Raw genomic sequence first — 21,726 nt, forward strand, 5'->3', positions numbered from 1 at the left:
AACCGTTTCGATTAGGGCGTGGTCCATTGGACAGCCGCGGACGGGCGGCGCAGCGACGGGCGAATACGCCAGTGAATTACGACCAGATTTTCGACGAAGCGATCTCACGGCTGCACGAGGAAGGTCGCTATCGCGTCTTCATCGACATCCTGCGCAACAAGGGCGCCTTCCCCAATGCGCGCTGCTTCGCCGGTCACAACGGCCCCAAGCCGGTCACCGTGTGGTGTTCGAACGACTATCTCGCCATGGGCCAGCACCCCAAGGTCATCGCGGCGATGGAAGAGGCGCTGCACGATGTCGGCGCGGGTTCGGGCGGCACCCGCAACATCGGCGGCAACACGCATTACCACGTCCAGCTCGAGGAAGAGCTGGCCGACCTCCACGGCAAGGACGCCGCGCTGCTGTTCACCAGCGGCTACGTCTCGAACGACGCGACGCTCTCCACCGTGGCCAAGCTGCTGCCCGGCTGCGTGATCTTCTCCGACGAACTCAACCACGCCAGCATGATCGCGGGCATCCGCAATTCGGGCTGCGAGAAGCGCGTCTTCCGCCACAACGATCTCGAACATCTCGAGGAACTGCTGGCGGCCGAAGATGCCGACACGCCCAAGCTGATCGCCTTCGAAAGCGTCTATTCGATGGATGGCGACGTGGCCCCGATCCACGCGATCTGCGACCTCGCCGAGAAATACAACGCGCTGACCTATATCGACGAGGTGCACGCGGTGGGCATGTACGGCGCGCGTGGCGGCGGTATTTCGGAGCGCGACGAGGCCGCGCACCGGATCGACATCATCGAAGGCACGCTGGGCAAGGCCTTCGGCGTGATGGGTGGCTATATCGCTGCCGACCGCAAGATCGTAGACTGCATCCGCTCCTACGCTCCGGGTTTCATCTTCACGACCTCGCTGAGCCCCGCGCTCGTCGCCGGCGTGCTGGCGGCGGTGCGCCATCTCAAGTCGAGCAGCGTCGAGCGCGACGGACAGCAGGAAGCCGCCGCGCAGCTCAAGCAGAAGATGCGCGATGCCGGGCTGCCCGTGATGGACAGCGTCACGCACATCGTCCCGTTGATGGTCGGCGATCCCGTTCGCGCCAAGAAGATCAGCGACATATTGCTCGCCGAATACGGCGTCTACGTCCAGCCGATCAACTTCCCCACCGTGCCCCGCGGGACCGAGCGCCTGCGCTTCACCCCCGGCCCGGCGCACTCGCCAGCGATGATGAACGATCTCGTCGCCGCGCTGGTCGAGATCTGGGACCGGATGGACATGGAGCTGCGCAAGGCGGCATGACCGGGCAGGGAGCCAGACGGTTCCCCCCCAGCCGGTTTCCGGAGTTGAGCGCAATTGCGCTGGCACGAATCCGCCCCTTGTGGTTCCTCGCGCTGGCTGCGGCCATCCTGCTCGATATCTTCGGCACGCTCTATGTGCTGCGCGATGCCTATGATCGGGATACGGCATTTGCCGCGGTCAACCTCATATCCCAGGTCGAGAACGACGGCAGCGCCACGGTCGAGACGCTGGTGCGGCAGCCGGGCAAGCCGGTGGTCGCCGCAGGCTCACGCATAGTCGCGATCGACGGCAAGGCCTTACCCCGCAACGCCAGGATCGCCGACGCCGCAGAGGCCATAGCCGCTGCAGGGGCGGCACCCACGATCACCTTCAGCGACGCAGACGGCACGCTCCGGTCGCAGGTCATCGAAAAATCCCCCCGCTATGCGCAGGAGACGCGCAAGCACGAAGTGCTTCGCCGGGACACGCGCATGGGTCTGCGGATGGCGGTTTCGCTGCTCACCTGCCTTGTCCTGATCGCCTGCGCCGCGCTGCTGGTTCTGCGGCGTCCGCGCGATCCGGTCTGCCTGATGTTCTCGTTCTCCTTCCTGCTCTTTGCGGCAACCATCGATCCCCCGATGCTGATGTGGCTGGGGCTCGGCCTCGGCGGGTGGTACGATCTCGTTTCGACCGCGGCATGGGTTTTGCTGGTCATAGGAATAGCGATATTTCCCGACGGCAGGTTCGAGCCCGGGTGGGCGCGCTGGCTGATCGTCGTCGCTCCGCTGGCCGGAGTCCTGCTGAGCATCGAAGAATTCCCGCTGCTGGCCTCGGCGGTCATCGCCTTCATCCTGCCGCTGGCCCTGCTCTTGGGTACAGCTACGAAGTACCGGCACTTCGAACCAGGGATCGAGCGCCAGCAGCTCAAATGGGCCGGTATCGGCTTCGCCACCGGACTGGTCAGTGTCGCCATCGCCTTTGTCATGGTCGTCGTCGATGCCTATCCCAGCGGCCCCTGGCAGCCGATCTACGGACTGGGCGTGCTGGCCTTCTTCGATCTCGGCTTCATGCTCCTGGCGCTGGGGCTGATGATCGCGCTGATCCGCTATCGCCTGTGGGAAGCGGACCGCGTCATCGGGCGGTCGGCCATCATGGCGGGTGTCGCGCTGGTCATCGGGATCTTGTGGGCGGCGAGCATCGACCTGGTGAAGAACGCGATCGAAATGGCGCTGGGCGAAGACAACAAGACCTTCGCCACCGCGCTCTGCGCCGTCCTGGCGGCGGGTCTGTTCGCTCCGACGCAGCAGTTCGTGGTGAAGCACACCAGGAACCGCTTCGACCGCGACCGCGGGAAGATTTCCGCGCTGCTCGGCAAGCTGTCGGCCTGGCGGGCCTCGGAAGACCCCGATGAAATCGCGATGCGCGCGCTCGCCGCGCTTGCCCCTGCGGTCCATTTCGGCTCGGCCGCGGTGCTGGTCGATCGCAAGCTCGGGCGCGAACTTCTTGCGGTACGCGACGTCGCCGATCCCGAAACGCTGACCGAACCGGGGTCAGACCTCACGATCGACCCGCGCTTCGTGTGGCGCTTTCCGCTCGCCGACGAGCATGGCCCGCTCGGCCTGCTGCTGATCGGCCCGCGCAGCGACGCCAACCGCTACAACGAAGACGAACTGGCGAATATCGAACGCGTCGCCGAACCGCTGGCGGAGGCGCTGCGCAGCGCGCTCAAGCGCCGGGAGCAGCAGGACCGGGTGCGGCGCGAGCTTGGCGCGATGGAAGAACGGCTCGCGCGTCTCGAAGGCGGACCGCCGGGTGCGGCGCCGGCCTAGGGCTTTCCTTTCGCCTCCCGGCCTGAAAGAATGCGGTCCAAGCGAGAGGAGCAGGCGCCCCCATGCAAGCCGCAGACCCCGATTTCCACCACGCCACCCCGCCCGAACTCGAGGCGATGCTCGATGGCGACGCGGCCCTCGCCGGGAAATGGCAGGCGCTGACCCCGCTCGCGCGCAACGAATGGATCTGCTGGACCATCTCGGCCAAGCAGGAGGCGACCCGCGCCAAGCGCCGCGCGCGGCTGCAGGAGGAAGTGCTCGGCGGCAAGAAGCGCCCCTGCTGCTGGCCCGGCTGCCCGCACCGCCGCGAAAGCGCGCGCAAATGGGTCGACGCCTGAGGCTCTAGGCAAGCGCGCGCCGCCTGTGGCATGCTCCTCCCAAGGGAGAGAGACATGGCGACGACCTTTGACCGCGCGACACTCGATACGGGTACGCTCGACATCCGGCCGCTGACCCCCGCGATCGGCGCCGAGATCCACGGAGTCGATCTGGGTGGGCATGACGTCGCAAGGCGCATCCCCGAAATCCGGGCCGCGCTGCTCAAGCATGGCGTGATCTTCTTCCGCAAGCAGGAGTTGTCGCAGGAGCAGCACATCGCGTTCGCGCGGCATTTCGGCGAGCTCGAAATCCATCCCGCGACGCCCAAGGACCAGCCCAACCCCGAAGTGCTGCATATCGCGCACGGTCCCAACAGCCGCGGCCAGGAGAACAACTGGCATTCGGACGTGACCTGGCGCGAGCGGCCCTCGCTCGGTTCGATCCTGCTGGCGCGCGAAGTGCCCGAATGCGGCGGCGACACGCTCTTCGCGAACATGCATCTCGCCTACGAGCGGCTGTCGGAGCAGATGCAACGTTTCTGCGAGGGGCTGACCGCGGTCCACGACATCGCGCGGGTCTTTGCCCGACGCCTCGGCAAGCGTCCCGAGGAACTGCACGACCAGTATCCACCGGTGCGCCATCCGGTCATCCGCACCCACCCGGAGACGGGCGAGCGCGCGGTCTATGTCAACAACGGCTTCACCAGCCATATCGAGGGGCTGTCGAAGGAGGAGAGCGACTGGCTGCTCGACCACCTCTACAAGACCGCGTGGGACGTCGAGATCCAGTGCCGCTTCCGCTGGCAGGCGGGCTCGGTCGCCTTCTGGGACAACCGCGTGTGCCAGCACCTCGCCGTGTCCGACTATTTCCCCGCGCGCCGGGTGATGGAGCGCGTGACGATCGCCGGCGACCGGCCCTATTTCGAGCCCTGAGGCTGGTTGAGCCCGATAGTTCCAATCATGCCACACCAATAGAATAAACGGCGTATAAGCTTCCGATGGCACTTTAATCTCTTCATTTCTATGTAATTACCCATCCGAAATCTGGAAATGGGGTCGCAAGAATGAAGTACCGGGTCGCTATCGCGGGCGTATCGCTCGCATTGTCTGCATGCGGTGGGGGAGATGGCGGCGGGAGCACCCCACCGGTCAGTTCGCCGGCTCCGAGTCCTACGCCCACACCAACTCCGACATATGTGAAGTTCGCCGACCTTGCGGAAGACACGGTGTTCGACACGAGCTGTCGCGGGTTCGAGACACTCGCCGACGGATCGAACCGGATTTACGACGACCCGGTCTTCGGCGAAGGGCTCACGATCTCCTTCGATGCCTCAAGCTCGAGTTACACCGTCGAAGGCGAAGAATTCTCCTATACATTCTCTCCATCGAGCAAGCAGAACAGCGCCGGTGCGGACATCTACCGCATATCAAACGGGTCGGGCGTGATCACCGACCTGGTCTTCTACCCGCTTACGGCGGAATACAGCCGCCTGGTCTCACTCCATCGCATTGGCAGTGGATTGCCGACCGCCCTGATTTCGTGCGCAGTGGGCATCCGCACCGAAGCAGGCGATCTTCCGGGCAGCAATGCGTCCTACGATCCCCTCTCGGTATTCGGCTCTGCAATGCTCGGGGGCGACCAGTACAATCTCGATGACACCTCAGGCGGTATCGCGTTCGAGGCCGGCACCGATAGCGTCACCTTCGCCCTGCAACTTGCGGGCAACCTCGAAGGGGGCGGCACGATCACCGACACCGTCTACGAGCTGGGTTCGCTGAACTCGCTCGCGCCGGTCCCAGCAGCGGGCGGAACCTTCGCCGGCGCGACGGCAAAAAGCGATGCAAGCTCCGTCAGCGGGGATTTCGGAGGCGCCTTTTTCGGCCCCGCCGGTGTCGAAGTCGGCTTCGTCTTCAACTATTCGGGCACGCTCGACGACGGCCGCGCGTTCTCGGGTGTGGGCACCTATCTGGGACGGAAGAAGGACTAGGGCCCAGTTCTCCCGCCCGCCTTGCCCAAGCGGCATAGGCGAGCTCGGGACCTCGATCACCCTGTCGCGACGGCGATGGGGTGCAAGCGGGCCCTGGCATCCCTAAATAGCGGCGATGGACATCACCCCTCCTATCGCGTCGCGCAGCAGCGATGCGCTGCCAACGCTGGCCTTTGCGGTCCTGGTGCTGCTTCCCTTCCTGCTGCTCGCCGCCAGCGGAGGCTTTCCCCAGCAGCACACGACGCGGCGGGAGGCAGCCCCGGCACCGGCGACCGCGCGCCCGCGCGCAGTTCCCGCCCTTCCCGCAGCCGGCACGGATACGGTGGTGTTGTCCGAGCTCGATTCGGACGACGCGCTGGCGCGCAACGAGCTCACCGCCTTCGCTGCGATCGGCCCCGGCAAGCCCCTGCCCTTCGCCTTTCGCGGGAGCGCGGCGGATCGCCTGCGCGCGCGCGACTGCCTGGCGCTCGCGGGCATGGCAGAGGCGGGGGACGACGATAGCGGGCAGCGCGCGGTGATGCAGGTGGTGCTCAACCGCGTGCGCCACCCGGCCTTCGCCAAGACCGTCTGCGGCGCAGTGTTCGAAGGTTCGCAGCGCCCCACCGGCTGCCAGTTCAGCTTCACCTGCGACGGCTCGCTCGCGCGCCGCTATCCGGACGCCGCGTGGAACTCGGCGCGCGCCCGCGCGGAAGCCATGCTGAACGGCGCCACCGAGCCCGCGGTCGGCAATGCGACGCATTTCCATGCCGACTACGTCTATCCCTGGTGGAGCGACCAGCTCGACAAGGTGGCGCGGGTCGGGCCGCACCTCTTCTTCCGCTGGCGCGGCTTCTGGGGCAGCCGCACCGCGCTCTCGGCACGCTACGGCGGGGGCGAGCCCGATCCGCTTCAACTGCGCGAGACCGCGCTGGCGGTGGCCGAGGCCAACCCGCTGCCAACCCTGCTGCAGAGCGGCACCGCGGTGCGCAGCATCACCTCTGCCGCGATCGAGCGTCCTGCCGAAGCCGCCCCCGCTTCGCCTGGCGCGGGGGTGCATTTCGTGCTCGTCGGGAGCGGCGATTCTCCCGAGGCGCTGGTCGAGCGCGCACGATCCTTGTGCACGGGCGAAGGCTATTGCCGCGTCCAGGGCTGGAGCGAAGCCGACGCAATCCCGGCACGCCTTCCGCTCAACGACGAGGCGCGCCGCACGCTGCGCTTCAGCTTCGTCGCCGCCAGCGCCGGCGGGGCCGAAGCGGTTTTCTTCGATTGCCGGACCTTCCCCGCACCAGCCATCGGTACCTGCCTGCCCGCGAAGCCGTAAGGGATTTGGCGCCCCCGATTCGCCACGCTAATCCTCCTCTCCAACGCAAGGGAGAGAATGGAATGATCGGCAATCCGGATATGACCTACGAAGAGGTGGTGATGGGCCGCCGGTCGATCCGCGGCTATCTCGACAAGCCGGTGCCGCGCGCGCTGATCGAGGACGTGCTGACCATGGCGATGCGCTCGCCGACTTCGATGAACACCCAGCCCTGGCATTTCCACATCATAACCGGCCAGCCGCTCGATGCGATCCGCCGGGGCAATACCGAGAACATCCTCGCGGGCGTCCCCGACAGCCGCGAGTTCCGCCGCGGCGAACCCTTCACCGGGGTCCACCGCGAGCGCCAGGTCGGTGTTGCGAAGCAATTGTTCGGTGCAATGGGGATCGAGCGCGACGACAAGGAGGGACGGCAGGACTGGGTGCTGCGCGGCTTCCGCCAGTTCGACGCGCCGGTCTGCGTCATCGTCGCCTACGACAAGGAACTGTCGGGCAGCGACGATACCCCCTTCGATTGCGGCGCGGTCACCACCGCGCTGGTCAATGCCGCCTGGAGCCGCGGCCTCGGCTGCGTGATCAATTCGCAGGGCATCATGCAATCGCCCGTGGTGCGCGAGCACGCGGGCATCCCCGACGATCAGGTGATCATGAAGGCGGTCGCGCTGGGCTGGCCCGACGAGAGCTTCCCCGCCAACGCCGTGGTCAGCACCCGCAAGCCGGTGGCCGAAGCGGCGCGATTCGTGGGCTTCGACTGAAAACCGACTCGGCTCGCGGGCATTCGGCGCACGGGCCGTCGGTCTTGCGCCTTTCCTGCGAGACGAGCGGATCGGCCGTTCATCTGGCAGCAAGGCGCGCGGCACGACCCACCCGGTCGAGCGCCGGGCGATCCCCCTCCCCCTCGGCCCGGCGCCACCAGATTTGTGGAGTGCCCAATGAAAAAGAATATACTGCTCGCTGCCACAGGTTCGTTCCTGGCGCTGACAGCGGTCGGTGCGAATGCGCAGGATGCGGAGCCGATCGCGGCCGAGACCAGCGTGAGCGAAACGACCACGCTCGACCTGCCGAGCAACAATGGCAACGGGACCATGGTCGAACGCAACAACACCGTCACGACCACGACGACCACCGATGCCGACGGTACCGCGGTGGATGTCGAAACCACCGAAGAGCAGCAACAGACGGTGACCACTCCAACGGGCAAGCAGACGACCGTCACGCATTCGACCGATGCAGACGGCAAGACGACTACCATGGTCGAGCACGATTCGACCGAGCAGGCGGAGGAGTCCGAAGAGCCCGAGCTCTGACCTCCCGATCATAGTTCGGAAAACGGGCCGTCCTGGCGATTGCCGGGGCGGCCCCTTGTTTATGCGGCAACCGCTCTGGATCGCCCGCTTCGCCCCATCTATGCATTGGCGAGAACCGGAGGCGATATTCGATGAGCGACACATTCCTCGACCTGGGCGACGGCTTCTGGACCGTGCGCGGCAGTTTCCACATCGGCGGCGTCTTCGATGTCGGGACGCAGTGCTCGCTCGTCCGGCTGGCCAGCGGCAAATTCGTCTTCCTCGACAGCTACGCGCTGACCGACGATGTCCGCGCGCAGGTCGACGCGCTGACCGACGGTGGCGCGAAAGTGGAGGCGGTGCTCAATCTGCACCCCTTCCACACGCTGCATTGCGAGTGGATGCACGAGGCCTTCCCGCAGGCGAAGCTCTACGGCACCGCGCGGCATCACAAGCTTTTGCCCGACCTGCCGTGGGAGGGCCTGCGCTGCGAGCAGGACGAGCTCGCCGAGCATTACGGCGAGGACTTCGCCTTCTCGGTCCCGCGCGGCGTGCCGCTGGTTTGTGCCGACGAGAGCGTCCATTTCTCCTCGGTCCTCGCGCTGCACCGAGCCAGCGGGACCATGCATGTCGACGACACATTCGTCTATCTGCGCAAGGGCTTCCCGCTCTCGCTGCTGCCCTTCACCGGGCGGCTCGGCTTCCACCCGACGCTGGCCAAGGCGCTCGAACCGCGCGCCGGCGCGGCGGACGAGTTCCGCGAATGGGCGATCGGCCTGGGGATCGACTGGGCCGATGCGCGCCGCATCGCCGCCGCGCACAATGCGGTGCTTTGGCTCGATGGCAAGAAGCTGCCCGACCTGATCGGCGAGGCGCTGGGTCGCGTGAAACCCGCGCTCGACGTGCATCGCGCCGAATACGGTTAGGCGAGCGCGACAACCTTCTGGCGCACCAGCGGGAGCTGGTCGTTGCCGAAATACATGTGCTCTTCGCCCGCCTCGCCGGAAACGAACAGCGTCGGCGAACCGTAGGCGCCGCGCGCGATCGCTTCCTCAGTATTGGCGCGCAGCCGATCCTTGATCGGCTGGGTCGCCGCCTGCCCGGCAAGCGCTTCACCATCGAAGCCCGCTTCCGTAGCCACGGCGACCAGAACCTCCGGGTCGTCGAGATTGCGGGCTTGGGTGAAATAGGCCTCGAACGCCGCATGGGCGAAGCGCTCGAGCGCGGGCTGGTCGTCCTCCAGCGCGCAGCAGAAGCGCATCGCGTGGACCGATTTGAGCGGATGGTGCTCGCTCGGGAAATTCATTGCTACGCCCGCCAGCTCAGCCCATTGCTTGAGCCAGCCGAAGCTGCGCGCCAGCCGCGCCGCATTCTCGGGCTTGCGGCTCTCGTAGACTGCGGGATTCACCGCGTTGAACACCCCGCCGACGAGGAAGGGGCGCCAAATGATGGCATAGTCGAGCCCGTCGAGCGCGGGACGGATATTGGCGAAGGCGAGCCGCGTCCACGGGCTCGACAGGTCGAAGAAGAAGTCGATCCTCGCACTCACCGGACGCGCGCCTTGGCTGTGCCGAACAGGTTCTTGCGCTCTTCCTCGCTCATTGCGCCCCTGCGCGCCATGTCGGCGCCCAGCGCCACGCCGCGGCGCAGCCCCTGGCGCTGCTTGAGCGTGTCGTACCAGCGCCTGACGTTCGGAAAGTCCTCGAGCGGGATGCCCTGCGCCTTCCACGTCCGCACCTAGGGGAAGCAAGCCATGTCGGCGACGGTATAGTCGGGGCCGGCGATATATTCCTCCTGCCCCAGCTGACGGTCCATCACACCGTAGACGCGCAACGCCTCGCGGTGGAAACGCTCGATCGCGTAGGGCAGCTTCTCCTCGGCGTAGAGGTGGAAATGGCCATGCTGGCCGAGCGTCGGGCCGAGATGGCCGACCTGCCAGAAGAGCCACTGCCGTACCCGCGACATGCCGCGCAGATCGGTCGGGAGGAACTGGCCCGACTTCTCCGCCAAATACAGAAGCACCGCGCCAGACTCGAAGACCGTGACCGGTTCGCCGCCGTCGGCGGGCGCATGGTCGGTAATCGCCGGGATGCGCCCGTTGGGATTGATCGCGAGGTAGTCTTCGCTGTGCTGGTCGCCCGCCGCAAGGTTCACCCAGCGCGGCTCGTAGGCGAGCCCGCATTCCTCGAGCATGATCGCGACCTTCCACCCGTTGGGTGCCGGCGCGGTGTAGAAGTGGATCATGGCGTGACTCGCTCCCGTCTCCCGCTGGTCATCGTGCCACGCGCACGCGGGATCAAGCGCGATCTTGTCGTTCTCGCAGCCGCACAATGTCGATGCCGAAGTGCTCGACAATCGCGCGCTCTCCCGCTCGGGTGACCGAAATGACGCGGCCCTCCGTCTGCCGCTTCACCCAACCCCGTTCGAGGAAACATACCATGAGGCCCGATCCGACCCGTCCAGCGATGTGGGGCCGCCGTTCGCTCCAGTCCAGACACGGACGGCAATAGCGCCGTCCCTGTTGGCCTGCTGCGCCAAGCTCGGCGCCGAGATCGCCGAAAAAGGCCTGACCCTTCTCACTGACTGTCCCGCCGTCGTCGGCCAGATCGATCATCTCCATCGTCTCGAGCCGGTCGGCAATCGCGACCGCAAGCGAACCGGCGAGGTGATCGTAGCAGCTGCGCGCGAAGCGCAGATCCCGGTCGCGCGGACCTGTTCTGATCGCCGAAACGGTCGCGTCGCGCTCGGCGACCAGCGAAAGCATCGATTCGAGCAGGCTGGCTACCTTGGGGGAGCCGAGCCGGAAATAGCGATGGCGACCCTGCTTCTCCATCGCCAGCAGTTCGGCGTCCATCAGCCGTGCGAGGTGTTCGCTCGCCGTTGGCGGACTGATCCCGGCGGCGTGGGCCAGTTCGCTGGCAGTGAGCGCGCGACCGTCGATCAGGGCAAGGAGAATACTCGTCCGCGATGGCTCGCCGACCAGGGCGGCGACTTCGGCAATCTGGTTGTTCGTCGGCATGCCGGCCCCCCTTTTCAAACTGCGGCCTATGCCATTGGATCGCACACCATGTTTCGGTCGCCACCAAAACATTGCGCTGCTGGAAACGCTTACTCGGCAGCCACCCTTTCGGAGACAAGCCATGACCACCTGCATCATCGAATATCGTATCGATCCCTACAAGCACGCAGAGTTCGAGCGCTATGCGCACAACTGGGCCACGGCAATTCCCCGCTGCGGAGCCGAACTGCTGGGCTATTTCCTTGCCGAGGAAGGGACGCGCAGCCGCGCCTTCGGGATTTACTCGATCGCCGACCTTGCGGCCTACGAGGCCTACCGCAAGCAGTTGAAGGACGACCCGGTCGGCAAGGAGAATTTCGAATTCGCGCAGCGGGACCGCTTCATCCTGAGCGAAGAACGCGCCTTCTATCGCGCCATCGGTGGGAGCGCATCGGCATGATCGCGGTGATCTTCGAACTCCACCCTGCCGAGGACAGCGAACAGGACTATTTCGACCAAGCTGCGAAACTTGCCCCCTTGCTCGCCGATCTCGAGGGTTTCCTCAGCGTCGAACGCTTCGCCTCGCTGTCGCAGCCGGGCAAGTTCCTCTCGCTTTCCTTTTTCAAGGACGAGGAGGCAGTCGCACGCTGGCGCCGAACGGTCGAGCATCGCAGCAGCCAAGCGCTCGGCCGCGCCGGAGTGTTCGCCGACTACCGCCTGCGGGTCGCCGAAGTGCAGCGCGACTATGGACTAAAGGAGCGCACGCAAGCGCCCGCCGACAGCAGGGCCGTACACAATGAAGTCTAGCGCAGGCTGACCACATTGTCGGCGGCCTGCCGCTGGCGGCTGCCGTCGTAGAGGCTCGCCATCGGCTCGTCCTCGACCACGATCCGCTCGGCCGCGCCGAAACCGTTGAAATCGGTCTTCATCGCCGCGCCATAGGCGCCGAGCATGCCGATCTCGATATAGTCGCCAGCCTGGATGTCCTCGGGCAGGACGAAGGGGCCCTGCATGTAGTCCGCATCGTCGCAGGTCGGGCCGTAGAAGGCGAAGTCCATCTCAGGCTTGATGAGGTCGTCCTCGAGCGCGCGGACGGGAAATTTCCAGTCGACATGCGCGGCATCGAACAGCGCGCCATAGGCGCCGTCATTGATGTAAAGTTCCTCGCCGCGGCGCTTCTCGACCTTGACGATCAGCGACGAATATTCGGCGCACAGCGCGCGGCCCGGCTCGCACCACAGCTCGGCGTTGTAGGCGATCGGCAAATTGTAGAAGTTCTGGTGGATGATCTGGAAATAGTCTTCCAGCGGCGGGGGCTCCATCCCCGGATAGACCGAGGGGAAGCCGCCGCCGACGTCGATCATGTCAATAACCACCGAAGCCTCGCCGATGGCGACGCGAACGCGCTCCAGCGCCTGGACATAGGCGAAGGGCGTCATGGCCTGGCTGCCCACATGGAAGCACACGCCAAGCCAGTCGGCATGCTGGCGAGTCAGCTGTAACAGTTCGGGCGCTTCGGTCAGGTCGCAGCCGAACTTCGAGGCGAGGCTCAGTTCGGAATATTCGGACGAGACGCGCAGGCGGATGCACAGGCGCAGGTCCTGCGCCGCTTCGCCGTCTTCGTCGCGGCAGGCCTCGACGATCTTCTCCAGCTCCTCGACGCTATCGAGGCTGAATGTCTTCACGCCATGCGTGTGGTAGGCCTCGCGGATCGCGCTGGGCGCCTTGACCGGGTGCATGAAGCACAGCGTGGCTTCGGGCAGCGCGCCGCGCACCAGGCGCACCTCGGCGATCGAAGCGACGTCGTAATGCGTCACACCGTTGTCCCACAGGATCTGAAGGAGGTCGGGCGAGGGATTGGCCTTCACCGCATAGAGCGACTTGCCCGGAAACTTCTCGACGAAGAAACGGGCCGCGCGCGCAGCAGCGTGCGGGCGGTTCAGGATTACAGGTTCGTCGGGCGCGAGAGCGCGAACTACGGACCGGGCGTCAGGAAAATGCGGCAACTCAAGGGACCCCCAAAACGGTTAGGTTTCAGACAAGGCTGCCTTGCGGTTCGAGTCCCCTTGGGGCAGCGGAGCGGCGCAAATAGGGGATATGCGCAAGAAAGCAAGCGGATTCGGCGCGTGCGGCCTGTCGGCTTTCACAGGAATAAAGGTTCGCGCGGCCCTGCGTTCCGCGGATCGACCGCGCGATCAGCTCAGCCTGTCGCGGAAGCTCTCGTAACCGAATTCCTTCACCAGCTCGAGCTGGTCGGTTTCGCTGTCCCAGAGGTAGATGCTGGGCAGCTGGACGCCGTTGAAGGTATTGGTCTTGACCATCGAGTAATGCGCCTGATCGAGGAAGGCGAAACGCTTGCCGACTTCGGCCCCGCCCTCGATGCGATAGTCGCCGATGACGTCGCCCGCGAGGCAGGACGGCCCGCCGATGCGCACCGCGGGCACCTCGTGATCGGTGCTCTCGCCGAGCATGGCGGGGCGATAGGGCGCCTCGATCACGTCGGGCATGTGGCAGGTCGCCGAAATGTCGGCCACAGCGACCGGAACTTCGTTGAATCCCGTGTCGAGGATGGTGCCGACGAGGATGCCCGCATCGAGCGCCACCGCCTCGCCCGGTTCGAGGTAGATTTCGGCCCCGGTATCGTCCTTCGCATCGCGTAGGAACTCGACCAGTTCCTCACGCTGGTAGTCGGCGCGTGTGATGTGGTGTCCGCCACCCATGTTGATCCATTTGAGATGGCCGAACCATGGTTCGATCGCGTCGAAGACCTTGTCCCAGGTCTGGTGCAGCGGTTCGAAATCCTGCTCGCACAGATTGTGGAAATGGATGCCGTCAACCTGCGCCATGATCTCGGGCGTCAGCTGGTCGAGCGGGAATCCGAGGCGGCTGCCCGGGCTGGAAGGATCGTAGCGCGGCACCTCGCCGGTCGGGTGCATCGGGTTGATGCGTAGGCCGACATCGAAATCCTGGCCCGCAGCGCGCGCCTGCTCGAGGATCAGCGACGCGCGCTCGAGCTGGCCGGGCGAATTGAAGATGACGTGGTCGGACAGGCGGCAGACCTCTTCCAGCTCCTCGGGCTTGTAGGCCGCCGAATAGGTCGCGATCTCGCCATCGTAGAACTCGCTCGCCAGCCGCGCTTCCCACAGGCCCGAGGTGCACACGCCGTCGAGATACTCGCCGATGATCGGCGCGGTCGACCACATGGAAAAGGCCTTCAATGCAGCGAGCACCTTGATCCCCGCCGCATCGCGGATGTCGGCCAGGACCTGGCAATTGGCGCGCAGTTTCGCGGCATCCACGACGAAGGCGGGGCTGCTGACGCGGCCCATGTCGAAATGCGCGAAGGCGCCCGGATCGCCGGCCTTGGTTTCCATCAATCGTCTTTCGTTCGTTGCGCCAATTCGAGCGCCAGCACGCGGCGGCCCTCGACATCGGCGACATAGATTGTGCCGTCGGCGCCGATCGCAAGGTCATGGCCCTTGGTCGGCCCCGGTCCGTGCGCGTCGAGTATGCGCTCGACCGTCCCGTCAGGGCGCCACACACGGATGATCGCGCCCGTGCGTTCGCCCGCGTCGCGCCCTTCGAGCGAGACGAAATAGCCCTGCCCCAGCGGCTTCACAGCATAGGGATAGCCGGGCGTGTCGAGGCTCTGCAGCAGGCGGCCCGCTTCGCTGTAAATCCGAATCCGCGCGTTCTCGCGATCGGCGACATAGACCTTGCCGTCCTTCACCGCGACCGAATGCGGGATGGCGAGTCCGCCGCTCCCCGAACCTTCGTGCCCCCATTGCGCGAGATAGTGCCCCTCGCGGTCGAAGACGATGATGCGCGAATTGACGTAACCGTCGGCGACGAAGACCTTGTCGCCGTCGAAGGCGACATCGGCGGGACGCCCGAAATGCGTATGATCGGCACCTGAGACGCCGCGCTCGCCCAGCGTCATTTCGAGCGTGCCATCGTGCGAGAAGCGCAGCAGCTGCTCGCGCTGGACGTCAGTGATCCAAACCTTGTCTTTCGCGTCGACAGAGAGGCCGTGCGGCATCACCGTCTCGCCCACGCCCCAGCTCGCCAGCAGCGTACCGTTGGGCGCGAACATGGAGACCACCGGCTCGGCGACCGGATCGGACGGGAACGGTTCTTCCCATACCCGCCCGGCACGCTGGAGCACGAAGACATGCCCGTGGCTGTCGGTATCGACCGCACTGACCTCGCCCCAGGCGGTACCCTCGGGTATCTGCGCCCAGTCGGCATCGACCTCGGCCTGGGGGGCATTTTCGGGCGGAGTCTGCGGACCGCAGGCTCCCACGCTGAGGCAGGCAGCCAGCGCGAGGAGCTTGAAGCTTCCCGGCAATCCGAAGCGGACCCGCCCGGAACGCTTCGCATCGCTCGCAGTGGCTGCAACCCGCTGCAAGATTAGAACTCGACCGGGCCGTCGAGTTCCTTCACCTGCCACGGCAGACCGTGTTCGCCGAGCATTTCGAGGAAGGGATCGGGGTCCATTTCCTCCATGTTGAACACGCCGTCGCCGCTCCACTTGCCGGTGACCATCATCGCGCTGCCGACCATGGCCGGCACGCCCGTCGTATAGGAAACCGCCTGGTTGCCGGTTTCTTCGTAAGCCGCCTCGTGGCTGCAAATGTTGTTGATGTAGAAGGTCTTCTCGCCCGAGCCATCGAGCGCCTCGCCGGTCGCGATGACGCCGATATTGGTGTTGCCCTTGGTCGTCTCGCCCAGCGTTTCGGGCTTGGGCAGCACGGCGGCGAGGAACTGCAAGGGGATGATGTCCTTGCCCTGGTAGCGCACCGGGTCGATCCGCGTCATGCCGACATTCTGCAGCACTGTGAGGTGCTTGATGTACTCGTCGCCGAAGGTCATCCAGAAGCGCGCACGCTCCATCTCGGGATTGAACTTGGCGAGGCTCTCGAGCTCCTCGTGATACATCATGTACATGTTCTTGGGGCCGACGCCCTCGAAGTCGAACTCGACCTTCTTGCCCATCGCCGGGGTCTCGACGAAGGTGCCGCCTTCCCAATGGCGCGCGGGCGCGGTCACTTCGCGGATGTTGATTTCCGGATTGAAGTTGGTGGCGAAGGCCTGGCCGTTATCGCCGCCGTTGCAGTCGAGGATGTCGAGCGTGCGGATCGTCTTCAGCTTGTGCTTCTTGAGCCACATGGTGAAGACACTGGTCACGCCCGGATCGAAGCCCGAACCGAGCAGCGCCATCAGCCCGGCGTCCTTGAAGCGATCATGATAGGCCCACTGCCAGTGATATTCGAACTTGGCCTCGTCCTTGGGCTCGTAGTTCGCGGTGTCGAGATAGGCGACGCCGGCCTCGAGGCAGGCATCCATGATCGGCAGGTCCTGATAGGGCAGCGCGAGATTGACCACCAGTTCGGGACCGAGCTTGCGGATCAGATTGACCATCGCCGGGACTTCCTCGGCATCGATCTCGTAGGTCGCGACATCGACGCCGGTGCGCTCTTTCACGCTCGCGGCGATGGCATCGCATTTCGACTTGGTGCGGCTCGCAAGGTGGATTTCCGAGAAGATATCTGGATTCATCGCCATCTTGTGGACGCAGACCGAGCTGACGCCGCCGGCACCGATCACGAGGACTGTCGACATATTTCCATTCTCCGAATTCGATTCTTGGCGGGTCCCCTAGCGAAATGCGTTAAGGCCGCCAAATGATCCGAGACGATATGCGCGAACCGACCGCCAGGGGCACCCTCGCAGCGCTGCAAAGCCTGCAGCAGATCGGCCTGCCGATGACCCCGCTGCTGCCGGTCGAAATCGACGGTGTGCAATGCTGGGCCAAGGCCGAGGTGCTCCAACCCGTCGGCGCCTTCAAGATCAGGGGCGCGTGGTGGCGCCTGGTCAACCTGAGCGAGGAGGAACGCCAGCGCGGCGTCGTCGCGGTGTCATCGGGCAACCATGCACAGGGCGTCGCCTGGGCGGCCCGGCGTCTCGGCATCCCGGCCGCCATCGTCATGCCGCGCAATGCCCCGCAGGTGAAGCTCGAGGCGACCCGCGCGCTGGGCGCCGAAATCGTGCTCTACGACCGCCCGGGCGAGGACCGCGACGAAGTGGCGGCGAAGCTGGTCGAAGAGCGCGATGCGGTGCTGGTCCATGCCTTCGGCGATCCCTGGGTCATCGAAGGCCAGGGTAGCGCGGGACACGAAGCCGATGCGCAGTTCGGAACCGGACGGCGTCCCTCGCGCTTCATCGTGTGCTGCGGCGGCGGCGGGCTCGCGGCGGGCCTCGCTCTCGCCTGCCCCCAAGCCGCGATCAACGTGGTCGAACCGCAGGGATGGGACATGGTCGGCCGGTCGCTTGCCGCAGGCGAAATCGTTCGCGTCGGCGCCAACCCGCCTGCAACCATCTGCGACGCGCTCCAGCCCGATGCGACCAAACCGATCAACATGAGTGTCCTGCAGGGCCGCGCCGAAGCGGGTGTCGCGGTGACCGACGACGAGGTCCGCGCCGCGCAGCGCTTCGCCTTCTCGAAGCTGCGGCTGGTGGTCGAACCCGGCGGCGCCGCGGCGCTGGCGGCCGCGCTGGCAGGCAAGGTGCCGCTCGACGAGGACACGGTGATCATGCTCACCGGCGGCAACACGGACATGGCGAGCTATGCAGCGACGCTGGCCGGTCGGTAGGATCGTTTGACAACGGCCCCGGCGCGCAGCAGTCTGCGGCCCAAGGGTCGAGAGGGGGAGAATTCACCAATGCAAGCTCAAATGCTCGCACCAGCGGCGGTGCTCGTGGCGTGGTCGCTCGTCATGCTGTTCTGGATGGCGTTCACGCGCTTCCCGGCCATGTCGAAGAGCGGCATGGACCTCAAGAACGCCAAGCCCGGCGGGCGCGGCCAAGACCTCGAAGGCGTGGTGCCGGACAATGTCCAGTGGAAGTCGCACAACTATGCGCACCTCATGGAACAGCCGACGATCTTCTACGCTGCCGTCGTCATCATCGCGCTGATGGGAGCAAGCGCCATGGATGCGCTGTTCGCCTGGATCTACGTCGCACTCAGGATCGTCCATTCGGTCTGGCAGGCGACGGTCAATAGGGTTTCGGTTCGCTTCCCGCTGTTCCTGCTCGGCACGCTGGCGCTGACCTACCTCGCCTGGCGCGCGATCGCGCTGACGTTGTTCAACGATCCCGGCCTCGCGCCGGCCTGATGGGAACGAACCCGATGATCGAATCGCAAATCTTCCAGCCCGTCGTCGCGCTGATGGCGTGGACCATGGTCATGTGGCTGTGGATGTACGCCACCCGCATCCCGGCGATGTCCAAGGCGGGACTCGAGCCCAACCAGGCGCGCCAGACCAAGGTGCTCGACGATGCGCTTCCGGCCGAAGTCCAGTGGAAAGCGCACAATTACAATCACCTGCACGAGGCGCCGACCGTCTTCTATGCCGTCGCGCTGGTGCTCGCGATGATCGGCTGGGGCGACGGGATGAACGCGCTGATCGCGTGGATTTATGTCGGGCTCAGGGTGATCCACTCGCTGGTCCAGGCAACCGCCAATGTCGTGATGGTCCGCTTCGTGCTCTACGCCCTGTCGAGCCTCGCGCTAATGGCGCTGATCCTGCATGCCGCGATCGCGGTGTTCGACATCCATCTCTAAGCGCCATGTTCCCTTCGCCCACGGCGGCGGAGGGGAGCGCCGAAAGTGCAGGTCGAAGGGGGGAGGACCATGATTGCGAAGAGTTTGGCGGCGCACACCGCGCTGGTGGGCTGCGCCGTCCTGGTTGCAGCTTGCGGAGAACGCGACTTCACGACGGGCAAGTGGACCACCACGACAATGCCCGATTTCAGCTGCCGCGGTAATCTCGATGTGCTCGTCGTCGGCGAGGACCGCATCCAGTATGCCGCGCTCAGGCATGTGCGCGGCGACTGGGGCCCGCTCAAGACGCAGTACCGGCAGGCCGGCGCGCTCATCGACAAGGGCAGCGCGGGCGAGATCTTCCGCTTTCGCGAGGAGAGCGACGGGACGGTGACGTTGGAAGACGCCCCCGCTACCGTCGCCCTGTCGTGGCAGCTCCCGCGCGAAATCGTCCGCTGCGGGGCCGCTGAGGATTAGCCAGCCATAGCTTCCTTGGCCGCGTGGGCATGGCCGTCGGCGTCGATCTCGAGATGGGCGAGGAAGCGCTCGGCATCGAGCGCGGCCATGCAGCCCATCCCTGCCGCAGTGACCGCCTGGCGATAGACGTGGTCGGTCACGTCACCGGCGGCGAAAACGCCCGGGACCTCGGTCTTGGGTGACCCCGGCTCGGTGAGCAAATAGCCGCCGTCGTCCATCGGCAGCTTGCCCTTGAAGAGCTCGGTCGCCGGAGCATGGCCGATGGCGACGAATGCGCCGTCGGCTTCGAGCGTGCTGGCATCGCCGGTCAAAGTGTCGCGCAGGTTGAGATGGTGCAGCGCGCCGCTGGGCCCCGCCTCGAAGCTCTCGACAGTCTTGTTCCAGATGACGCTGATCTTGGGGTGATTGAGCAGGCGTTCCTGGAGAATCTTCTCCGCACGCAGCTCGTCGCGGCGGTGGATCAGCGTGACGTCGTCCGAATGGTTGGTGAGATAGAGCGCTTCTTCGACAGCGGTGTTGCCACCGCCGATCACCGCGACCTTCTTGCCGCGATAGAAGAAGCCGTCGCAGGTGGCGCAGGCCGAAACGCCCTTGCCGCCGAGTTCCATCTCGCCCGGCACGCCGAGCCATTTGGCCTGTGCGCCCGTCGCGATCACCAGCACGTCGGCGATATATTCGTCGCCGCTGTCGCCGACCGCCTTGAACGGCGAGCCGCCCGCGATGTCGACGTCGACGATCGTGTCCCACATCATCCGCGTGCCGACATGCTCCGCCTGCTTCTGCATCTGCTCCATCAGCCAAGGGCCCTGGATGACGTCGGCGAAGCCAGGATAGTTCTCGACATCGGTGGTGATGGTCAACTGACCGCCGGGTTGGAGGCCCTGCACCACGATCGGTTCCATCATCGCGCGCGCGCCATAGATGGCGGCGGAATAGCCCGCGGGGCCCGAGCCGATGATGAGCATCTTGGTGCGATGGGTAGCCATGTGTGTCTCCTTGACCGCGCAGATAGGCGCGCGACTGTGCGATTGCGAGTCGAAGATCGCGCGTTTCAACAAGCTGATCCCAAATGTTGCAAATGCGACTGCTTCTCATTAGAGGCGCGATCAAACAATCGAGGGATCATCATGCGTATCGGAATCATCGGCCTGGCCGCCACCGCGGCCCTCCTCCCCTGCGCGGCCCACGCCGCCCCCGGTCTCGGCGGCGAGGTCTACGGCGCGACGGTCGAAAAGGGCGAGCTCGAGGCGGAAGCGATCTATGGCGCGCTCGACGGCGGGCCCGAGGATGGCGAGGACGTGCTCGTGCTCGAAACCGCCTATGGCGTGACCGACCGCTTCCGGCTCGGCCTGCGCGGCGAGATCGAGAAGGAGCCGGGTGCCGAGCGCGAATTCGAAGCGCTGGGCATCGAGGGCATTTACGAGCTCGGCAATGCGGGCGGCATCGATTTCGCGGTCTATGGCGAATATGAAATCGTCTTCGAAGGCGCAGACAAGATCGAGACCAAGTTGCTCATGCAGCACGTCGCCGGACCGGTCGACCTGCGGTTGAACCTGATTGCCGAGAAGGAACTGGAATCGGGGGAGAAGGTCGAGCTCGAATATGCCGTCTCGGCCGACGTCGAGACTATCGGCGAACTGCGCCTCGGTGTGCAGGCCTACGGCCAGCTCGGTACGTTCGAAGACTTCCTGCCGCGTGCCGAGCACTTCGCAGGGCCGGTCGCCAAGATCGAGATCGAAGGCCTCGGGCCCGAACTCGAGCTCGAAGCCGGCTATCTCTTCGCGATGGGCGCAGCCAAGGACGAGACCGACGGCCAGTTCCGCCTGATGGTCGAACTCGAGTTCTAGGCGACGAACTTGGCGCGCAGCCGCGCGCGCAGCGCGTCATCCACGCCGATCGCCTGCGCTAGGTAGCCATCGAAGCTGCCGTGGCGTGCGCGGGCAATCTCGAGATAGCGGTCGAGATATTCCTCGCGCACGCCGAGCAGGTCCTTGGCCGCGCCCTCGTCGAGCTTGCGGCCCAGCCGAGCCTCGATCCCGGGTAGCGACTGCCGCGCGAGGATATCGAAGGTCGGGCTCTCGTTGGTACGCAGGAATTCGCGCCGCTGGTCGTCCTCCGACACGCCGAGAATGTGCAGCAGCATGGTCGCCGCGACGCCGGTCCTGTCCTTGCCGGCGTAGCAGTGAACCAGACTCGCCCCCTCGCGCTCGGCGATGATGGTGAGATAGCGGTGGAACATCTCGATCATCGCCGGATTGTCGGGCATCCGCGTATAGACCGCGAGCATCCGCTCGCGCGCGAAGTCCGAAGCGGTCATCTCGGGATCGATATCCATATGCGGCGGGCTGCTGGTGGTCTCGCCTTCGTAGAACACGACCTCGCCATCGAAACCCTCGACCCGGCGGCAGGGATTGGCCGAGCGCTCGCTCTCGCCGCGCAGGTCGATCACCGTATGGATGCCGAGCGGGGCGATCGCGGCGAGGTCCTCGTCGGTCGCCTCGACATGATGGCCCGAGCGATAGAGCAGGCCTGTGCGCACCTGCCCCCCGTCCTGCGTCCTCCAGCCGCCGTAGTCGCGGAAATTGTGGATGCCCTGGGTCTCGAGAAAGGGGTCGCGAATCATGCGGGCGAACGTGGCAGCGCCGTGTGACATGCGC

General features: G+C 65.5%; 26 protein-coding genes. 16 read left to right on the forward strand and 10 right to left on the reverse strand.

Going from position 1 to position 21,726, the window contains the following annotated elements:
• Nucleotides 1-71: 71 nt before the first annotated feature.
• From hemA to K3181_RS01940, 9 genes are all read left to right on the forward strand, one after another.
• Complete coding sequence (gene hemA, locus K3181_RS01900; RefSeq protein WP_221600286.1) at nt 72-1,292, forward strand: 5-aminolevulinate synthase; 1,221 nt, start codon at nt 72-74, stop codon at nt 1,290-1,292.
• Between the two features lie 44 nt (nt 1,293-1,336).
• Nucleotides 1,337-3,100 carry a hypothetical protein gene (locus tag K3181_RS01905; RefSeq protein ID WP_221600288.1) on the forward strand — a complete coding sequence of 588 codons (1,764 nt, stop codon included), beginning with the start codon at nt 1,337-1,339 and terminating at the stop codon, nt 3,098-3,100.
• A gap of 62 nt (nt 3,101-3,162) precedes the next feature.
• Nucleotides 3,163-3,438, forward strand: a complete 276-nt coding sequence (locus tag K3181_RS01910; protein WP_221600290.1) for a YdeI/OmpD-associated family protein — start codon at nt 3,163-3,165, stop codon at nt 3,436-3,438.
• 54 nt (nt 3,439-3,492) lie between these two features.
• A complete protein-coding gene (locus K3181_RS01915; protein ID WP_221600292.1) occupies nt 3,493-4,350 on the forward strand; it encodes a TauD/TfdA dioxygenase family protein in 858 nt (285 codons plus the stop codon).
• A 131-nt stretch (nt 4,351-4,481) separates the two neighbouring features.
• Nucleotides 4,482-5,405: a hypothetical protein gene (locus K3181_RS01920; RefSeq protein ID WP_221600294.1), complete on the forward strand. Its 924-nt coding sequence runs from the start codon at nt 4,482-4,484 to the stop codon at nt 5,403-5,405.
• Between the two features lie 115 nt (nt 5,406-5,520).
• Complete coding sequence (locus K3181_RS01925; protein ID WP_221600296.1) at nt 5,521-6,705, forward strand: cell wall hydrolase; 1,185 nt, start codon at nt 5,521-5,523, stop codon at nt 6,703-6,705.
• Between the two features lie 62 nt (nt 6,706-6,767).
• Nucleotides 6,768-7,460, forward strand: coding sequence for a nitroreductase (locus K3181_RS01930; RefSeq protein ID WP_221600297.1), 693 nt, complete (start codon nt 6,768-6,770; stop codon nt 7,458-7,460).
• A 177-nt stretch (nt 7,461-7,637) separates the two neighbouring features.
• Nucleotides 7,638-8,012, forward strand: coding sequence for a hypothetical protein (locus K3181_RS01935; RefSeq protein ID WP_221600298.1), 375 nt, complete (start codon nt 7,638-7,640; stop codon nt 8,010-8,012).
• Between the two features lie 131 nt (nt 8,013-8,143).
• Nucleotides 8,144-8,917: a hypothetical protein gene (locus K3181_RS01940; RefSeq protein WP_221600300.1), complete on the forward strand. Its 774-nt coding sequence runs from the start codon at nt 8,144-8,146 to the stop codon at nt 8,915-8,917.
• On the opposite strand, the gene K3181_RS01945 is transcribed toward K3181_RS01940, so the two are convergent.
• From K3181_RS01945 to K3181_RS01955, 4 genes are read right to left on the reverse strand one after another with little or no spacing between them, the layout of a single operon-like run.
• On the reverse strand, nt 8,914-9,540 hold the full coding sequence (locus tag K3181_RS01945; RefSeq protein ID WP_221600302.1) for a 2-hydroxychromene-2-carboxylate isomerase: 627 nt from the start codon (nt 9,538-9,540) through the stop codon (nt 8,914-8,916). The genes K3181_RS01940 and K3181_RS01945 overlap by 4 nt on opposite strands.
• On the reverse strand, nt 9,537-9,728 hold the full coding sequence (locus tag K3181_RS15785) for a glutathione S-transferase family protein (RefSeq protein ID WP_247714830.1): 192 nt from the start codon (nt 9,726-9,728) through the stop codon (nt 9,537-9,539). The genes K3181_RS01945 and K3181_RS15785 overlap by 4 nt, the downstream gene beginning before the upstream one ends.
• Complete coding sequence (locus tag K3181_RS01950; RefSeq protein WP_247714831.1) at nt 9,729-10,235, reverse strand: glutathione S-transferase N-terminal domain-containing protein; 507 nt, start codon at nt 10,233-10,235, stop codon at nt 9,729-9,731.
• A gap of 52 nt (nt 10,236-10,287) precedes the next feature.
• On the reverse strand, nt 10,288-11,010 hold the full coding sequence (locus K3181_RS01955) for an ArsR/SmtB family transcription factor (protein ID WP_221600304.1): 723 nt from the start codon (nt 11,008-11,010) through the stop codon (nt 10,288-10,290).
• Nucleotides 11,011-11,131: 121 nt separating this feature from the next.
• On the opposite strand from K3181_RS01955, the gene K3181_RS01960 reads away from it, so the two are divergent.
• Together K3181_RS01960 and K3181_RS01965 are read left to right on the forward strand one after the other, a co-directional pair.
• Nucleotides 11,132-11,449, forward strand: a complete 318-nt coding sequence (locus K3181_RS01960; RefSeq protein WP_221600306.1) for an NIPSNAP family protein — start codon at nt 11,132-11,134, stop codon at nt 11,447-11,449.
• Nucleotides 11,446-11,796 (forward strand): antibiotic biosynthesis monooxygenase family protein, encoded by a 351-nt coding sequence (locus tag K3181_RS01965; protein WP_221600308.1) that lies wholly within the window; start codon nt 11,446-11,448, stop codon nt 11,794-11,796. The genes K3181_RS01960 and K3181_RS01965 overlap by 4 nt, the downstream gene beginning before the upstream one ends.
• Here the strand turns inward: K3181_RS01965 and K3181_RS01970 are convergent.
• From K3181_RS01970 to K3181_RS01985, 4 genes are all read right to left on the reverse strand, one after another.
• Complete coding sequence (locus tag K3181_RS01970) at nt 11,793-12,995, reverse strand: type III PLP-dependent enzyme (RefSeq protein ID WP_221600310.1); 1,203 nt, start codon at nt 12,993-12,995, stop codon at nt 11,793-11,795. The two genes, K3181_RS01965 and K3181_RS01970, sit on opposite strands and share 4 nt — an antisense overlap.
• A gap of 189 nt (nt 12,996-13,184) precedes the next feature.
• Nucleotides 13,185-14,363, reverse strand: coding sequence for a carboxynorspermidine decarboxylase (locus K3181_RS01975; RefSeq protein ID WP_221600312.1), 1,179 nt, complete (start codon nt 14,361-14,363; stop codon nt 13,185-13,187).
• The gene (locus K3181_RS01980) at nt 14,363-15,397 is read right to left on the reverse strand and encodes a peptidyl-alpha-hydroxyglycine alpha-amidating lyase family protein (protein ID WP_247714832.1); all 1,035 of its coding nucleotides are present in this window, start codon (nt 15,395-15,397) and stop codon (nt 14,363-14,365) included. Before K3181_RS01980 ends, K3181_RS01975 begins: the two co-directional genes overlap by 1 nt.
• Before the next feature lie 2 nt (nt 15,398-15,399).
• Nucleotides 15,400-16,611, reverse strand: coding sequence for a saccharopine dehydrogenase family protein (locus K3181_RS01985; RefSeq protein ID WP_221600314.1), 1,212 nt, complete (start codon nt 16,609-16,611; stop codon nt 15,400-15,402).
• A gap of 62 nt (nt 16,612-16,673) precedes the next feature.
• Between K3181_RS01985 and K3181_RS01990 the strand changes: the two genes are divergently transcribed.
• The 4 genes from K3181_RS01990 to K3181_RS02005 all read left to right on the forward strand — a co-directional run bounded on the left by K3181_RS01990 (nt 16,674) and on the right by K3181_RS02005 (nt 19,069).
• Nucleotides 16,674-17,642 carry a threonine ammonia-lyase gene (locus K3181_RS01990; RefSeq protein ID WP_221600316.1) on the forward strand — a complete coding sequence of 323 codons (969 nt, stop codon included), beginning with the start codon at nt 16,674-16,676 and terminating at the stop codon, nt 17,640-17,642.
• 69 nt (nt 17,643-17,711) lie between these two features.
• Nucleotides 17,712-18,164, forward strand: coding sequence for an MAPEG family protein (locus tag K3181_RS01995; protein ID WP_221600318.1), 453 nt, complete (start codon nt 17,712-17,714; stop codon nt 18,162-18,164).
• A gap of 14 nt (nt 18,165-18,178) precedes the next feature.
• Entirely contained in the window at nt 18,179-18,613 is a 435-nt protein-coding gene (locus K3181_RS02000; RefSeq protein ID WP_221600320.1) for an MAPEG family protein, read from the forward strand.
• Between the two features lie 69 nt (nt 18,614-18,682).
• The gene (locus tag K3181_RS02005) at nt 18,683-19,069 is read left to right on the forward strand and encodes a hypothetical protein (protein ID WP_221600322.1); all 387 of its coding nucleotides are present in this window, start codon (nt 18,683-18,685) and stop codon (nt 19,067-19,069) included.
• On the opposite strand, the gene trxB is transcribed toward K3181_RS02005, so the two are convergent.
• A complete protein-coding gene (trxB, locus tag K3181_RS02010) occupies nt 19,066-20,055 on the reverse strand; it encodes a thioredoxin-disulfide reductase (RefSeq protein ID WP_221600324.1) in 990 nt (329 codons plus the stop codon). The genes K3181_RS02005 and trxB overlap by 4 nt on opposite strands.
• 141 nt (nt 20,056-20,196) lie before the next feature.
• On the opposite strand from trxB, the gene K3181_RS02015 reads away from it, so the two are divergent.
• A complete protein-coding gene (locus tag K3181_RS02015; protein WP_221600326.1) occupies nt 20,197-20,916 on the forward strand; it encodes a hypothetical protein in 720 nt (239 codons plus the stop codon).
• Here K3181_RS02015 and K3181_RS02020 read toward each other — a convergent pair.
• Complete coding sequence (locus tag K3181_RS02020) at nt 20,913-21,692, reverse strand: tyrosine-protein phosphatase (protein WP_221600328.1); 780 nt, start codon at nt 21,690-21,692, stop codon at nt 20,913-20,915. The genes K3181_RS02015 and K3181_RS02020 overlap by 4 nt on opposite strands.
• Nucleotides 21,693-21,726: the final 34 nt, after the last annotated feature.

The organism is Qipengyuania mesophila (assembly GCF_019711655.1).
GTDB classification, from domain to species: domain Bacteria; phylum Pseudomonadota; class Alphaproteobacteria; order Sphingomonadales; family Sphingomonadaceae; genus Qipengyuania; species Qipengyuania mesophila.

What these genes read in the sequence shown, in the direction of transcription:
- K3181_RS01995 (WP_221600318.1), top strand. Translation starts at nt 17,712, where the DNA reads ATGCAAGCTCAAATGCTCGCACCAGCGGCGGTGCTCGTGGCGTGGTCG.
- K3181_RS01935 (WP_221600298.1), top strand. Translation starts at nt 7,638, where the DNA reads ATGAAAAAGAATATACTGCTCGCTGCCACAGGTTCGTTCCTGGCGCTG.
- K3181_RS02000 (WP_221600320.1), top strand. Translation starts at nt 18,179, where the DNA reads ATGATCGAATCGCAAATCTTCCAGCCCGTCGTCGCGCTGATGGCGTGG.
- K3181_RS01975 (WP_221600312.1), bottom strand. Translation starts at nt 14,363, where the DNA reads ATGGAAACCAAGGCCGGCGATCCGGGCGCCTTCGCGCATTTCGACATG.
- K3181_RS01965 (WP_221600308.1), top strand. Translation starts at nt 11,446, where the DNA reads ATGATCGCGGTGATCTTCGAACTCCACCCTGCCGAGGACAGCGAACAG.
- K3181_RS01990 (WP_221600316.1), top strand. Translation starts at nt 16,674, where the DNA reads ATGATCCGAGACGATATGCGCGAACCGACCGCCAGGGGCACCCTCGCA.
- trxB (WP_221600324.1), bottom strand. Translation starts at nt 20,055, where the DNA reads ATGGCTACCCATCGCACCAAGATGCTCATCATCGGCTCGGGCCCCGCG.
- K3181_RS02015 (WP_221600326.1), top strand. Translation starts at nt 20,197, where the DNA reads ATGCGTATCGGAATCATCGGCCTGGCCGCCACCGCGGCCCTCCTCCCC.
- K3181_RS02005 (WP_221600322.1), top strand. Translation starts at nt 18,683, where the DNA reads ATGATTGCGAAGAGTTTGGCGGCGCACACCGCGCTGGTGGGCTGCGCC.
- K3181_RS02020 (WP_221600328.1), bottom strand. Translation starts at nt 21,692, where the DNA reads ATGATTCGCGACCCCTTTCTCGAGACCCAGGGCATCCACAATTTCCGC.
- K3181_RS01910 (WP_221600290.1), top strand. Translation starts at nt 3,163, where the DNA reads ATGCAAGCCGCAGACCCCGATTTCCACCACGCCACCCCGCCCGAACTC.
- K3181_RS01985 (WP_221600314.1), bottom strand. Translation starts at nt 16,611, where the DNA reads ATGTCGACAGTCCTCGTGATCGGTGCCGGCGGCGTCAGCTCGGTCTGC.
- K3181_RS01955 (WP_221600304.1), bottom strand. Translation starts at nt 11,010, where the DNA reads ATGCCGACGAACAACCAGATTGCCGAAGTCGCCGCCCTGGTCGGCGAG.
- K3181_RS01960 (WP_221600306.1), top strand. Translation starts at nt 11,132, where the DNA reads ATGACCACCTGCATCATCGAATATCGTATCGATCCCTACAAGCACGCA.
- K3181_RS01930 (WP_221600297.1), top strand. Translation starts at nt 6,768, where the DNA reads ATGATCGGCAATCCGGATATGACCTACGAAGAGGTGGTGATGGGCCGC.
- K3181_RS01940 (WP_221600300.1), top strand. Translation starts at nt 8,144, where the DNA reads ATGAGCGACACATTCCTCGACCTGGGCGACGGCTTCTGGACCGTGCGC.
- K3181_RS01920 (WP_221600294.1), top strand. Translation starts at nt 4,482, where the DNA reads ATGAAGTACCGGGTCGCTATCGCGGGCGTATCGCTCGCATTGTCTGCA.
- K3181_RS01925 (WP_221600296.1), top strand. Translation starts at nt 5,521, where the DNA reads ATGGACATCACCCCTCCTATCGCGTCGCGCAGCAGCGATGCGCTGCCA.
- K3181_RS01950 (WP_247714831.1), bottom strand. Translation starts at nt 10,235, where the DNA reads ATGATCCACTTCTACACCGCGCCGGCACCCAACGGGTGGAAGGTCGCG.
- K3181_RS01915 (WP_221600292.1), top strand. Translation starts at nt 3,493, where the DNA reads ATGGCGACGACCTTTGACCGCGCGACACTCGATACGGGTACGCTCGAC.